The 15,375-nt window shown below is 41.7% G+C and carries 8 protein-coding genes; 7 read left to right on the plus strand and 1 reads right to left on the minus strand.

Going from position 1 to position 15,375, the window contains the following annotated elements:
- Positions 1–6 precede the first annotated feature (6 nt).
- Positions 7–204 carry a cbb3-type cytochrome oxidase assembly protein CcoS gene (ccoS, locus tag KI659_RS04630; protein WP_213944154.1) on the minus strand — a complete coding sequence of 66 codons (198 nt, stop codon included), beginning with the start codon at positions 202–204 and terminating at the stop codon, positions 7–9.
- Positions 205–381: 177 nt separating this feature from the next.
- Between ccoS and KI659_RS04635 the strand changes: the two genes are divergently transcribed.
- From KI659_RS04635 to KI659_RS04665, 7 genes are all read left to right on the plus strand, one after another.
- Positions 382–1,782 (plus strand): MBL fold metallo-hydrolase RNA specificity domain-containing protein, encoded by a 1,401-nt coding sequence (locus KI659_RS04635; protein WP_213944155.1) that lies wholly within the window; start codon positions 382–384, stop codon positions 1,780–1,782.
- Between the two features lie 127 nt (positions 1,783–1,909).
- Positions 1,910–2,620, plus strand: a complete 711-nt coding sequence (locus KI659_RS04640) for a Crp/Fnr family transcriptional regulator (RefSeq protein ID WP_213944156.1) — start codon at positions 1,910–1,912, stop codon at positions 2,618–2,620.
- A 130-nt stretch (positions 2,621–2,750) separates the two neighbouring features.
- Complete coding sequence (locus KI659_RS04645; protein ID WP_213944157.1) at positions 2,751–3,572, plus strand: hypothetical protein; 822 nt, start codon at positions 2,751–2,753, stop codon at positions 3,570–3,572.
- 5 nt (positions 3,573–3,577) lie between these two features.
- Positions 3,578–6,013: a heavy metal translocating P-type ATPase gene (locus KI659_RS04650; protein ID WP_213944158.1), complete on the plus strand. Its 2,436-nt coding sequence runs from the start codon at positions 3,578–3,580 to the stop codon at positions 6,011–6,013.
- A 21-nt stretch (positions 6,014–6,034) separates the two neighbouring features.
- Positions 6,035–7,840, plus strand: coding sequence for a hypothetical protein (locus KI659_RS04655; protein ID WP_213944159.1), 1,806 nt, complete (start codon positions 6,035–6,037; stop codon positions 7,838–7,840).
- 446 nt (positions 7,841–8,286) lie between these two features.
- Positions 8,287–13,482 (plus strand): MBG domain-containing protein, encoded by a 5,196-nt coding sequence (locus KI659_RS04660; RefSeq protein WP_213944160.1) that lies wholly within the window; start codon positions 8,287–8,289, stop codon positions 13,480–13,482.
- A gap of 404 nt (positions 13,483–13,886) precedes the next feature.
- Positions 13,887–15,375: autotransporter outer membrane beta-barrel domain-containing protein (locus tag KI659_RS04665; protein WP_213944161.1), on the plus strand; the 1,489-nt coding region annotated here is incomplete at its 3' end.

The raw sequence follows: 15,375 nt of genomic DNA on the forward strand, positions 1-15,375 counted from the left end.
ATGTTTCTATTTTTTATGGTTTGATGATGGTGTGCTCGGGGAGGACTTGTCTTTGGCCACTGGTGCTTTGTCATCAAAAAGCATCCTTACGGCCGGTGTGTAGTCGTCTTCAAACTGTCCACTTCCCGTGGCCCAGAAAAAGGCAAACAGAAACCCGAAGGCTACCAAAATGCTTATGATGATCAGGACAAATAGTGCACTCATGATTTTTAGATTTATCAGTCATGCAAAATTGGAGGAAGATGTAAAGTTTTATTATGATGGTCATCAGAGAGAAATATGACTTTTGTCAGGTTTTAAAAAATAATAGTTAACTTCCTTTGCAGTACATTATCATGTGGTGAATCCACATTTGGGAAAGATTTTTATTCAAAATTAGATATGGACGTAAGAGTAAAGTTTCTGGGTGGTGCCAAGTCGGTAACCGGGTCAAGGTATTTATTGGAGATTGATAGCTTAAAGGTTTTGGTGGATTGTGGTATGTTTCAGGGCCTCAAAGAGCTGAGGGAAAGGAATTGGGAAGAATTCCCGGTAGACCCCAGCACCATCGACATGGTCTTGCTGACTCACGCACACATCGACCACAGCGGCTATTTGCCAAAACTGGTAAAAGAGGGTTTTTCTGGGCCCATTTATGCCACCGACGCCACTATTGAGGTAGCCAAAATCCTGCTCAAGGATGCCGGAAAACTGCAAGAAGAAGAGGCTGAATACGCCAGGAAGAAAGGCTATTCGCGGCACGAAAAACCGGAGGCTCTTTTCACCATTGAAGAAGCAGAGAGGGTGTACCCCCTGTTTCAATCCATCCCTTTTGAAAAGGAAACCTATTTGACGGAAAACATTGTATTAAAGGCATTCAATGCTGGCCACATTCTAGGAGCCGCAATTTTTAAGTTAAGACTGATAGGTGAAAACCAGGAAAAGAAAATTGTGTTTTCTGGTGACCTGGGCCGTTTTCATGATCCAGTGATGTTTCCTCCAGTGACTTTACCGCATGCAGATGTTTTGTTTTTGGAATCCACCTATGGAAACAGGCAAAGTATTTCGTCCAAAGCTGAAGAGCAACTTGGTTTGGCCATTAGGGAAACCTTCCGGAATGGTGGGGTGGCCCTGATCCCCGCATTTGCTGTGGGTAGGTCACAGATGGTGCTTTATTATCTGCATAGGCTTCAGATGAAAGGGAAAATCCCCCAAATTCCCATATACATCGATAGCCCGATGGCCATAGATGTGACCAAACTCTATGTAGACTTTCCCCAATATCACAAACTAGGGCCAGTCTTCGATGAGCCGGGTGCAAATCCCTTTCAGCATAAAAACCTACATTATTATACCAGCCAAGAAGCCTCTTTGACCCTCAACCATATTAAGGGCGACGCGATAATTATCTCTGCAAGTGGCATGGCTACAGGGGGTAGGATTTTGCACCACCTTTACAATAGGCTTCCCAATGAGCAGGATAGTGTAATATTTGTGGGATATCAGGCAGAAGGCACAAGGGGCAGAAGGTTACTTAATGGGGAGCCGACTGTGAAAATGTATGGAATTGATGTTCCGGTCAAAGCCAAAATCCATTATGTGGAGGGACTGTCGGCCCATGCCGATCAGTCGGAGTTGATAGAATGGGTGGATGGCTTTACCAACAAACCAAAAATTACCTTTCTTATACATGGTGAGGAGGAGCCTGCCCAGGTTTTGGCAGACAAGATCAAAGAGGAGTTTGGCTGGCAGACCATAGTGCCGGATTATTTGGAGTCCTTTGAATTATTTAAGGGGATTTGAACTAAATTAATTATATTTAACTTCAGAAATTTCCCTTGTCGGTAGAGTTGGATGCTAAATAAAAGATAAAATAGTATTTAACTCTAAATAATAATATCTTTGTCGGATTGTAGGAACTATTGCCATTATGAGTTTTAAAAAAGCGCCAAAAATCAGCTGTGAAGATTGCAAAAGCCGTGGAAGGTCCCTTTTCGGGGTTCTGTGTTCACATGAGGTAGCCCAAATTTCTGACGCCAAATCCTGCACCAATTATAAAAAAGGGCAGGTTTTATTCCATGAAGGTACACGACCACTAGGGGTGTTCTGTATCAATAACGGAAAAGTCAAAGTTTATAGGCTAGGCGCAGATGGCAAAGAGCAAATCATGAAGATCACCAAAGAAGGTGATGTGCTTGGGTATAAGGCTATGATAGGGGAGGAAACATATCCTGTCACTGCTGAGACGCTTGAGGACTGCACCATATGCTTTGTTCCAAAAAACGATTTTTTATCCTTACTAACAGACAACCCCAATTTCAACAAGAAGCTTCTTCAGGCCGTTTGCCAAGAAATTGGCGTAATGTCTGAAAAACTTACCAACCTAGCCCAGAAATCTGTGCGTGAGAGACTTGCCATCACTTTATTGATGCTTAAGGACACTTATGGCATTGATGGTGACAAGGAACCCGTGGAAATCAACCTGACCAGGGAGGATTTAGCCAATATTGTGGGTACGGCTACGGAAACCCTGATCCGACTACTTCACGATTTTAAGGAGGAAAATTATATCAGCACCAAGGGCCGAAAGATCAAGGTGGAGGATGTAAAAGGCCTCGTAAGGGCTGCCGGGCTGTATTGATACCTCAAATTACCTGATATAAATCAGTTTTTTCTTTGATGACCATCATATAATAGGTTGCAGGTAATCCTGACATTTGCTATTGGTACCGTGGGTACGGTTCCGACGTAGCGAAAAACAGGGAGAACTAATGAACCGGATAAAAATCATCATTGGATTTGGGGGAAAACTAGACCATAAAGAAATTGACTTCATCTTTAAACTCATACCCAGAGAGGAAGTGCTCTTTGTGGGAGCTGTAGTCAATGATCTCATTGGTGGAAGTGAACTCCCGCCTTGTCAATCAGGCAAATGTGACAAAGATGCCTGCAGACAGAAAAAGGAAAATGAAGCCAGAAAATCCTGGTACCGTTATTTTGGGGAAAATTGCAAAAAATCCCATTGTAAATACACCATCCATAAAGAAGACGGCTGCTCATCCACAGAACTGATGCGGGAAACGCATTATGCTGACTTGATGATCATCAACCAAGAAACCTACCGAGGCCAAGTCAAAAACGAAGCAGGGGACCAGGTTCCTTTTAGGAGCCTTTTGACCCAGTCGGGTTGTCCCGTTTTGGTCATTCCGGCCAATACTATGGAAATCGACCAGGTAGTCATGACTTTTGATGGGAGCACCCGGGCCATGCATGGCATCAAACAATTTAGCTACCTGCTATCAGAATTGGGCCAAAATCTACCCGTCACGGTTTTAACCACCTATTGTGAAGAGGGTCCTTCTGCTATGGAGGAAAAGCTTTTCATCGAATACCTCAAGCAACATTTTCATAATCTGGCTTTGCATAAGCTCAGCGATGAAACCGAGCATACCATTTATACCGCAGTTGGTTTAAATTCCAATACCCTAATGGTGGTCAACAACCCATCTCCTGAGAATCTCACCGTGTTGGGCAACTTGCTCAATAGTGATGATTCGATCGTGCCATTTAAGCTTTATACCCAAACTGTTTGAGATTGATGATTGAGGAAGTAAAGGTGAAAAGCACTTGTTACCACTGTGGAGAAGACTGTCAGGATGCACCAATCAAAGCTGATGACAGAGAATTCTGCTGCCAGGGATGTTTTGCCGTGTATGATTTGCTGCGGGGCAATGACATGGTAGATTACTATGAGATGGAGAAAACCCCCGGGTCCAAAAGAGTGGAGGAGCACGGTAACCGTTGGGCATTTTTGGACAATGAGGAGGTGAAAAGGTCGCTGTTGTCTTTTTTTGACGCCCATATTAGCAAGGCAACATTCTATATTCCGGCCGTTCATTGCAGTTCCTGTATTTGGCTGTTGGAAAATCTACATATTTTAAATAATAACATTAGACAGGCCACGGTAAACTTCACCAAAAAGGAAGTTGCCATCACTTGGCAAAACGAAAATTTGTCTTTGCGACAGCTGGTCGAGTTGATAAGCAAATTGGGATATGCTCCGGATATCAGTCTGAATAAGAATGAGAAAGAGGTAAAGACTGACAGGAGTTTCTATTACAAAATCGGAATCGCAGGGTTTTGCTTTGGTAATATCATGATGCTTAGTCTACCCGAATATTTGGATACCAAAAATCTTGTAGACCCAGAGTATCAGGTATTCTTTACTTTCCTGAATTTGATTTTGGTGCTTCCTGTGGTGTTTTATTCCTCTTATGATTTTTACAAATCCGCATGGAACGGTCTGAAGTACAAGTACCTCAACCTCGACTTGACGATCGCGTTGGGTATTTTGACCATTTTTGGCAGGAGTGCCTATGAAATGATCACCCTTTCCGGAGCTGGATACATGGACAGCTTATCGGGCCTGGTGTTTTTCTTATTGATAGGAAGATGGTACCAAAGCAAAACCTACGAAGCCTTGGGCTTTGAGCGGGATTATAACAGTTACTTCCCTGTAGCCGCCACGGTGGTCAAAGAAGGAAAAGAAGAAACGGTTTTGCTAAAAGACCTGCAAGTAGGTGACCGCATTTTGATCCGAAACCAAGAGTTGATTCCTGCAGATGCCAAACTGATGAAAGGGGAGGGCAAGATTGATTATGCCTTTGTGACTGGGGAATCGGACCCCGTTTGCAAGTCCAGTGGAGATTTCATGTATGCCGGAGGCCGTCAGACAGGTGGAATGATAGAGGTGGAAATCCAAAAACCTGTGGAGAGCAGCTATTTGACCCAGCTGTGGAACCAAGAGGTGTTTAAAAAGAACAACCAGTTTCAACTTACCGAAGTGGTCTCCTCTCTGAGTAAGCGTTTTACTTATTTTATTATCATCCTTTCCATCATCACGGCAGGATACTGGTATTTTCAGGATGCTTCCAAAATCTGGAATACAGTTACGGCAGTATTGATTGTTGCCTGTCCTTGTGCATTGGCCTTGGTGATTCCCTTTTCTTTTGGCAATGTACTTAGGGTTTTGGGCAAGTGGGGATTCTATATGAAAAGCTCCGACTCGGTGGAGGCTTTAGCGACGGCGGATACAGTGGTCTTGGATAAAACCGGCACAATTACCCAAAAAACCAAAGGCAAGCTGTCTTTTGAGGGACATCTTTCTGCCAAAGAAAAAAGTCTGGTCAAGTCCATCGTCCGTAATTCCACTCACCCTTTAAGCCAGATGATCAATAATCATTTGGATGAATATGCGCTTGTAAAAGTTGAGGATTTTGAAGAAATAAGTGGATCGGGCTTAAAGGCCTACTTTAATAATGAAGTCATAAAAATTGGTTCGGCCAAGTGGGTAGGGGCAGAAAAGCCAGACGGTAAACAAACGCGGGTTTATATTTCTCTAGGAAATGAGGTGAAAGGCTATTTTGAATTTGTGCCTCAATATAGAGAAGGACTTTTAAACCAGCTTGTGCAGCTCAAAGACGCAGGGATTAATCTACATCTTCTCAGTGGAGACAACGACCAAGAGAAGGAGACGCTCAGCCCATATTTTGATGAATTAAAATTCAACCAGCAACCGATGGAAAAGCTGGAATATATAAGAAACCTGAAATCACAGGGCAGAAAAGTAATCATGATCGGGGATGGATTGAATGATGCTGGAGCCCTTCAGGAGAGCCAATTGGGGATTAGTGTGAGTGATGATATCTATCATTTTAGCCCGGCCTGTGATGTAATTATGGATGCCAAGAGCTTTCCCAAGCTGCAGGATGCAATGAAACTTGCCAAAAGCAGTATGAAAGTGATCAAAATTGCCTTTGTGCTATCATTTCTATATAACATCATAGGATTAAGTTTCGCTGTCACAGCCCAACTTAGCCCCATTGTCTGTGCTATTCTGATGCCGCTGAGCTCGGTGACCATCGTTGGCTTTGTCACGGGGGGTATTCGCTGGTGGGCTTCCAAGTTAGAGAAACCCAAAACCCGCGTGATACAGAAAGATTGGCAGACATCAAAAGTACCACAAACCACTTAATTATTAACCTTTATTGAAATTATGAGTAGTAACACCTTCAAACATACTTTCCATATCCCTGTGATGGGTATTGGATTTACCATTGACACACCTATCCGAGTGGCTCCTTACGGGATATCCTCGGCCATGTCACTGGTGGATGATATGCTTATCGAGCGGATGCGGGAGTTTTATAGTGAAAAAATGAAAGTGCCATTTGAGGCCATCACCAAAAAAGTAGATGATTTCAGGGCAAAAAGAATAACCGCCTACCTCAATTTAGTAGATGAGCTGGTGGACCGTAAATTCCAAGAAATTAAAGACTCTTTTGATCTACAGGAAGGGGAGTGTGAAAAATACCTAAGGATGCTTCCAAGCTCATTCCAGGAGCAATTCAAGCAACTCTTAGCAAGCAAGGGCAAAATGGAAAAGCAAGTATGGGACTGGGCGAAGCAGCAGCTGGTCAAGGGTAGCATCGATGTGAATATCATGACTAAGCTGGATAAGGACAATTACGTCAATGATGAAAAATTACCTGTAGAATTTAATGATGCACATGCAGCCCTGCGGGGTTATGCGTTGAGCAATCTTGAAAACAGTAGCATTATTCTTTCAGCTGGAATGAACCCAAGACTTTACAGTTACCTGGAGAAATTTGAGGATTTCTTTCCTGATGAAGAGGGTAAGCTGAAAAAGAAAGTGACGCTTAAAGTAAGTGATTTCCGTTCTGCTATGATCCAAGGTAAGTTTCTAGCCAAGAAAGGTATTTGGGTTTCCGAATACAGGATCGAGTCAGGACTTAACTGTGGAGGCCATGCATTTGCCACCGATGGTTACCTGATGGGGCCTATTTTAGAAGAGTTTAAGACGAAGCGAGCAGAACTGATAGATACAACCTGGGATCTTTTAACGCAGACCTGGGAGAAAGCAGGGAGAAGTTTCCCTGCTCATAAGCTTCCCCTTAAGGTAACCGCTCAAGGTGGAGTTGGGACATCTGAAGAGCATGAGTTTTTGATGAAAGAATATAACCTGGATTCCATAGGATGGGGCACGCCCTTTTTATTGGTTCCAGAGGCGGTCAGTATAGATGAACTGACCATGGAGCTACTGAGCAATGCTAAGGAGGATGACCTGTATTTAAGCAATATTTCACCATTGGGTGTGCCTTTTAATAATATAAAGGGCAATACTGAAGATATAGAAAAACAACGGCTGATCGACAAAGGTAGGCCAGGCAGTTCTTGCCCTAAAAAATATGCATCGTTAGATACTGAATTTACTGAAAAAGTGATCTGCACCGCTTCGCGTCAATATCAACAGCTTAAGCTGAAGCAACTCGAAGTAAAGGAATTGGAACCTGCCCAGTATCAAAAGGCCTATGATAAGATCACGGACAAAGCCTGTATCTGCAAAGCCTTAGGGACAGCAGCCTTGGTGGAAAAGGGGATGGAGACTAAGAAAGAAGGGTCGACAATTGCCATTTGCCCAGGACCAAATATGGCTTATTATTCGGGAAAAAGGACGTTGGAGGAGATGGCGGACTATATTTATGGTCGTGGAAGCATTGGAGAAAGAAAAGATCGGCCTTTCATCTTTGTAAAAGAACTGACTTTGTATGTCAATTATCTAAAGGATAAATTGAGTGAATTGGAAGCCCCCATCACTTCAAAGCAGGCAAAATATTTTGCTGATTTTGAAAAAAATCTCCAGGAGGGAATAGCTTATTACCATAATCTGCTTTCTAGGGTGGAAGATAATTTAGGTTGGAAAAAGGAGGTTCTTTTTAAGGCGTTTGAGGAATTAGGTAAAAAGATAGATAGATTGGATTTGAGTGAAGTAAAGATTTAAATTAATAGGCTCCAGAGTTTTGATACCACTAGGTAACCATACCTAGTGGTATTATTTGTAAATGCTTTCAAACTACCTATGGCAGGTTATAAAACCGTGTAAATTTTTTTAGTCGTTTATTTTACGTAATATTCATCTGTTACTATTTTATTTTCAGCTTTTGAATTATATATTTAAGAGTGAATTCACTTTTTAAGAGAGTATCTGATTACCCTTTCCATTACCCATTCTAATTTTTGAATCTCGAGGATCATATCCTCTATTTAGTTTGGACTCCAGAAGTTCATTTTGCGGACACTTGGTTTTGTAGGTTAATTCCTTCAAGATAAAGTTTTGTGTGCAGGAAAAATGATGGTCCAATTGGTTTGTTGAAGTTTTTTTCGACCATAGGTGGAGTAGATTGCTCCAGTCCGTAAAGGTTTATTTCATTTTTTACCCAAAATCAGATGACTAGAAATTTTAAAACAACTCAACTTAAGCAATCTCTATTGCTTTGGGCGGGATTCATGCTATCCTGCTTAGCTGTTTCAGCCCAATCTATTGAAACAGAAAAACCAGATTATTTGCCTGGTGATACCGTGGTGATGACAGGAAGCGGTTGGCAACCGGGGGAATTAGTAGAGCTAAGCATAGTGGAAGTTCCAACTGAACTTCCGAATATGATCATTAGGCTTATTGCGGACAGTGATGGAAATCTGTTTTCTAAAGAATTCATTACCCAAGAACATCATTTAGGCAAGGCTTTATTTATTGAAGCAAAGGGGAATATGGGTGGCAAAACTGACTTTCATTTTACTGATGCCTCTTTTTCATCAGCCAAATCAGGACCTTGGAATAAAGGCGAGACATGGGGGCACCCCGGCAACGACGTGGAGGGATCAGGCTATCCTGGAGCCAAGGATGTGGCCACAATTTTAAATGGTCATGCGGTGACCTTGTACGAAGATGCCTCTGCCTTGCGGGTAACCATATCTGGTAATGTTGAAGGAACCACAAAAATTGACCTTAACGGTCATCATTTGAGAGCCGTGGAGTGGATAACCCTGGCAAGTAGTAATTCTGCTTTACGGAGATGCGAGCTTCATATTAACGGAGGTACTTTGACCACAGCCCAAGTAAATGTCAATACTCTTAATAATGGCTTTTCAAAAGTTTACCTACTTGAAGGGAGGGTGAATACTAATATTTTCCGCATTGATTCCCATTATTCAAACGCATTCATCAGAGGATGGTCAGAGTTGGAAATAGGGGATGAGGGGGTATTAGATGTAACCGGGAATTTCATCAGAACTGGAACGGGAGATAGTAAAATTTTTGCTTCAGAAAATAGCCATGTTCTGTTTACAGGATCTCAAGGTCAACTTTTGAGACTAGAATTCGGGTATGTTTATGGAAATGTGAAAATCATAAGTAATGGTACCGTGTATGTGAGAGACCATATTACTCCTGAAAAGGTTAAAGGAAATATAACCATTGAAAAAGGGACTTTTTTTGTAGAAAACAATACCTCTATCTCAGGTCAACCAGGAAAGGTTTTTCATCTAAAAGATGGAACGAGGCTTAGACTTAACGGTCATTGGGCTAATTCATTTCCTACAGTAATTATTGATAAAAACAGCACGGTTCAATATGCCACAGGAACCCAAAATATAGGGGCAATTTCTTATGGAAATTTGGAGGTAACAGGGTCAGGAAATAAATACCTTACCGGTACCACAACTGTGCAAGGTAGATTTTCTATTGGTCTCAATTACTCATTTCGACCAGGAAATCATAATTTGATTCTGCAGGGAGATTTTTACAATAATGGAATATATTACCCTGAATCATCAACCGTTACTTTCAGTAGCAAATCTAGCAAACAAACGTTATCAGGAAGAGCGACTACCTTTAACAACATTGTAATTGACAAGGAGGATGGTGAAGTAGAGCTGGGAAGTAATAATATTTCCATCAATGGATTATTAGATCTTAAACAGGGAAAGATTATCACTGGTATGCATGAAGTTAGGGTGAATGGCGCTGCTAATATTGCAGGCGGTTCTGCTTTATCCTATGTAATCGGAAACTTAAGAAGACTAATTTCACCCACTAGGCAGCAGTATGATTTCCCAATCGGAACCGCTTTGGGATTTACCCCCTCCTTAGTGAAATTTTATGAATTAACAGGTTCAGGGTCCGTTTTAGGTAAATCTATAGATGGGCCACATCCCTATGCTGCAGATCTGGGTTTTGACCCCATACTTAACCGCCATTGGGAATTTGAGAATGAGGTAGATGGATTTAACAATTTTGATCTTTCACTGGCTTTTTTGCCGGCCGATATGAGTGAAAATTCCAACTACAATAATTTTATGGTGGGTAAACACAACGGATCCTTATGGTCATATCCAGCAGTTGGTAATAAAACCCAAAGTAGCATTCAGGTGACAGGGTTAACCTCCTTTAGCAGCTTTGCTGTTGGAAGCGGGCTTGTAGTTACAAAAACTACCGTTGTAAACCCTGCCCCTATAAAGTACGGTTCCCAAAGCGTCTTCCTATCAGCCAAAGTGGAAAGACAAAGTAATTCGGCTCCTATTGAGGAAGGTAGTGTTGACTTTTTTGTTGATGAAATTAAGGTCGGTACCTCCAATGCTATAATAGGAGGGGAAGCAATTTTGGAGTTTAATCCATCTCTATTAAAAGTTGGAAATTATCAAATTAAGGCTGTTTACAGTGGGGAGGGTATGATTGCCGAAAGCTCAACTGATGTTGAAGGAGGTGGGGTTTTGGTAGTGGAAAAGGCTGATTTACTAATTAGGATCAAAGACCAAGTAAAAATCTATGGGGAGACTTTCAGTTTTTCGGAATCAGATTACCTGTTGGAAGGCTTAGTAAATGCCGATAAGGTTAATTCAGTGTCTCTTTTGAGTATTGGAATGGATGCTGCCTCGAGTGTAACCTTAGAAGGGGAGGCCTATCCTATTATGGCCAATGCCGCCCAGGGAGAAGGGTTAGAAAATTATGATATTCAGTATTTAGATGGGCGTTTTTCGGTAACTGCTAAACCTATCGTATTACATGCAACAGATCGAATAAAGACTTATGGAGAAGAACTTGATCTTGGAACAGGAGCTTTTACTGTTGAGGAAGGAGCCTTGGTGAATGAGGATATAATCAAAGGAGTGAAGCTGGAAAGTATGGGGGCTTTAGACACAGCATCAGTTGGGAGAAGCTATCCTATAATAGCAAGTGAGGCAGAAGGGGTTGGTCTTGAAAATTATGACATAGAATACAAGGAGGGTATTTTGGAAGTGAAGATAGTACCCCTTATTGTCAGTAATTTATATAAAGTTAAGAAATACGGTGAAGTTTTAGATGAAATAGATTTTGCGGGAAGTATTACGGGAGTAGTAGCTGGAGACCAAATTACTGTAAATAGAAGTAGTACCGGTGAAATTGAAAGTGCATCTGTTGGAGTTTATCCTATAGTTGGAACCCTTGCGGATCCCAACAGTAGGCTTGGCAATTACATTGTAACAAATGAAAATGGTCTACTGACAGTTGATCCTGCATCCCTTACAGTTGTGAATAATGCTAGGTCGAAAGTATACGGTACCATCTTATTAGAAGCGGATTATACTGGGAGTATCAGCGGTATCCAGGCGGGCGATGACATCACAGTAACCAGAAGTAGTGTTGGTGAAGTTGAAGGAGCGGATGTTGGAAGTTATCCAATAGTGGGAGACCTAAAAGATCCGAATGACAGACTGTCCAACTATTTAGTAACTTACGAGAACGGTATGTTGACAGTGGACCGGGCGGCCCTTACTGTAGTTAACACTGACCGAACTAAAGAATATGGTGTAAGCCTGTTAGATCCTGATTTTATGGGAAGCATTAGTGGTATCCAGGCTGGTGATAATATCACGGTTACCAGAAGCAGTGTAGGTGAAGGTCAGAATGCAGATGTGGGTACCTATTCCATTGTTGGGGCACTTGTAGATCCGGACAGTAGGCTTGTGAATTATGAAGTAAGCAATGCTGATGGAACCCTAACGGTGACGCCTGCTACTACCTCTATATCAGTATCTAATGCGATTTCAGACTGCGGAAAGAATATTAAACTGATTGCAACGGTGTCTTCTACAGCCCTTTTCGAGGTCAACAATACAGGGGGTAGGGTAGAATTTATAAATGGTGAAAACTTGATTGGATTTGTGGAGCCAACAGTAGTGACCAATGGTAAATTTGAAGGTGCCTTCTTACATAATTTTAATGCCGGTGGGGAATATAATATCCAAGCTGAGTTCATTCCTAATTCTGGTAATCTTATTGGATCAATTACCACAAACCCAGCCACAGTCACGGTCTTAAATTCCACAGTAACCTCAAGCGTAGCTGAAAACAGAAATGGAAATGTGGTGATATTTGACGGGGCGGCAATTTCATTAGGATTGCCTTCTATAACAACCTTGACTGCCTCTATCGCACCAGTCAATGCGGGAGTAACATATAAGTGGTCGTATTTTGAGAAGGGAGTCTCTAAACAACTTTTAAGCACATCAAATTCACTTCAGGTAAATGGATCTGGTGACTTTGTAAGAGAGTACATGGTTGAAATGTCCAGCAATGGGGTTTGTGTGGCAAGTGCGATGTTTAAGGTAATTTCGGTAGAGGCATCCTGCGGCAATGACAACAATAAAGTTCAAGTCTGCCAGATTCCTTCAGGAAATCCTAATAACCGCAAAACTATATGTGTGAATGCTAATGCAGTGAGTGCGTTACTTGCCAACTCGGAGTCCTATATAGGAAGCTGTGATGTTTCTTACAGAGTGGACGAGGGGGAAAATGTGCAACCGGAAGGTGAGCACCAAACAGCCGAAATGATTAATGTTCGTTGGAATACTCCATTTGAAGATCTGCAGGTTAAACTCATTGAGATAGGTAAAACCATTAATAAGGGATCGGCACCGGTGAAATGGTTTAGCAATGATTACGATCCATTGAGACCTGGGGTCTATCAGATTACTGGTGAGTATGCGGATCACAACGGTAAAGGCACCAACATGATAATAGTTCCGACAATTGTATCTGACAAAGCCATACCAACTGATATTACCGTTAGTAACTTGCAGATCGCGAATAACATTTCTACTGGTGAAATCATAGCAAATATAATGACCGTAGATGAAATGGACGATATGCATGAATATAAGATAGAAGATGCAATAATGGAAAACAGTTTCTTTGCAATCAGAAATGGTAAACTGATCTGGAATAGTTCTGAATTAGCTAAACAAAGACCGTTGTATCAGATACGCTTATCAAGTACGGATAGGGTTGGAAATACTATTTCACGAAACTTCACGCTACATGTCGAGAATTCAGGCTTTGCGGACATTGAGATTTTCAACACCTTCACTCCTGACAATGACGGGGTTAACGATACTTGGGGTGTACCGGAACTTAAGACGGTTGTCAAGGGGAGAATTACTGTTTACGACAGGTTCGGTAGGCAGGTGTTTCGATCGGTTGATCCGATTGACCGTTGGGACGGCAAGGCTAATGGTGTGGACCAACCGGTAGGCGCTTACTTCTTTGTCATCGAAAGCGGTCAGGGAGAGGTAAGAAGAGGTACTTTGAATTTGTTGAGGAAATAAAAAGGCAAAATATGGCAGGTGGCTAAGGCTATCTGCCTTTTTTGTTTTCGGTGAGTGGAACCATAGCCCCAAAAAAGGTAATAGAATGAATTAAATTTTTTAGGTACGGAAATAAGAGTAATTTATTATTAATTGTTGTTAAAATTATATTCAAATTTTTTTTGACTAAAATTCTCAAAAGTGCGGCTCGGTAAAGCAATAAATTAGGTAATTTACTTTGGTTAATTTAGCCGATTGAAATTTTTTAATCGGCTATTATTCAATAAAACGTATTTTATACTTCTTTTTTTGCTTTTTAAAATATATTTTTGTCAAGAATTCTTCTTACTTTTTTTAAGAAGGCTCCAGGTGACATTTTTAGGGCCACCGCTGTAAATCAACACTTTCCATAACTTTCTATTGACATGAGAAAACTTTTACTCCTGTTTACCTGCATCGCATGGGTTTCGACCACCTATGCCCAAATGCCGGCCCCAACGTATCCGGCCGGCAGCGAACCCACGGTAGTCTCTGATAAGGATGATTATGCACCCGGGGAGGTCGCGATTATTACGGGGTCGGGTTGGACTCTGGACACCTCCGTCAGGATCCACATCGAAGAGGAACCTCATTATGATCATCATAATGACTTCAATGTTGCCGTGAAACCTGACGGGACATGGAGATTGGAGTTTCCCATTGATGAAAGGCATTTAGGGGTAGCTTTTCATTTGGAAGCTACTGGAAATGTCACAGGTTATTTGGCGGAGACTTTTTTTACGGATGCAAATGTAAGGTTTTCTACTTCAGGCCTTCCTAATGGGGTGAATGTTACTGTAGAATATTCAGGCACAGCACCAGGACCGACTCCTGTAAACAGTTCGGTAACATTTTCTACAAGTGGTTCAGGTAATTCTGGAGCTATAGCTTTAATTGGCAATTTGATATTTTCATTTCCTGCCTCTTTATCAGCGGGAGGAAATACTTATATTTTAATTGGAACAACTCCCAACTCTCCTGCTAATGTGCCTGCAACAGGGAATTTTCCGATTGTAGGAAATTACACTCTTCAAACAGGTAGTGAAGGATCAATTGGTTCAGTTTCAGTTGCTCCACAATCATCTACAGTTGTTTTTGGATCTTCTAATTCAATAGATTTCGTGGTTACCTCAGTTAGAGCTTCTAACGGTAATGTTAATGGTACTTATACTGTAAATGGTTTTCCTTCTGGTGTATCGGGTGTTTTTGATCAACCTACTTTTAATTCTTCCGGAAGTAATGCTTTTCCAGGTTCAATCTTAACAGTTTCGGTACCTAATAATGTAAATGCCGGTTCCTATCCTTTTACAGTTACTCTATCTACGGAAAATTCTGGATCTGGAGTTGCAGAAGGGATTTTGGTAATTGATAAAGCTCCAACTACTACTACCGTATCAATTAACGGCGGTCCGTTCACTTACACGGGATCAGCAATTGAACCAGCTACGGTAAGTGTAACAGGTGCCGGCGGGCTGAACCTGACTCCAGAAGCTTCTTATGCGGACAATGTGAATGCGGGAACAGCAACAGCAAGCTATAGCTATGCAGGAGACAACAACTACCTTTCATCTTCTGACAGTGAGGAATTCACTATTGGCAAAGCAGCTACAGTTACGACTGTAACCATCAACGGCGGTCCTTTCACTTATACTGGTTCGGCAATTGAGCCTGCTGCTGTAAGTGTAATTGGAGCGGGTAATCTAAGTCTTTCCCCAGATGCGCTTTATGATAACAATATCAATGCGGGGACAGCTACAGTTAGCTTTTTCTTTGAAGGAGATAATAACTACGAGCCTTCTTCAGACATCAAGACTTTTATAATCGGAAAAGCTAGCCTTACGGTAGTGAATACAGACAGAAGCAAGGTATACGGTA

Source organism: Litoribacter ruber (assembly GCF_018449405.1).
GTDB lineage: Bacteria > Bacteroidota > Bacteroidia > Cytophagales > Cyclobacteriaceae > Litoribacter > Litoribacter ruber.

Bases quoted from the DNA above. Each gene is read 5' to 3' on its own strand.
- ccoS (WP_213944154.1), bottom strand. From the start codon at position 204: ATGAGTGCACTATTTGTCCTGATCATCATAAGCATTTTGGTAGCCTTC.
- KI659_RS04635 (WP_213944155.1), top strand. From the start codon at position 382: ATGGACGTAAGAGTAAAGTTTCTGGGTGGTGCCAAGTCGGTAACCGGG.
- KI659_RS04640 (WP_213944156.1), top strand. From the start codon at position 1,910: ATGAGTTTTAAAAAAGCGCCAAAAATCAGCTGTGAAGATTGCAAAAGC.
- KI659_RS04645 (WP_213944157.1), top strand. From the start codon at position 2,751: ATGAACCGGATAAAAATCATCATTGGATTTGGGGGAAAACTAGACCAT.
- KI659_RS04650 (WP_213944158.1), top strand. From the start codon at position 3,578: ATGATTGAGGAAGTAAAGGTGAAAAGCACTTGTTACCACTGTGGAGAA.
- KI659_RS04655 (WP_213944159.1), top strand. From the start codon at position 6,035: ATGAGTAGTAACACCTTCAAACATACTTTCCATATCCCTGTGATGGGT.
- KI659_RS04660 (WP_213944160.1), top strand. From the start codon at position 8,287: ATGACTAGAAATTTTAAAACAACTCAACTTAAGCAATCTCTATTGCTT.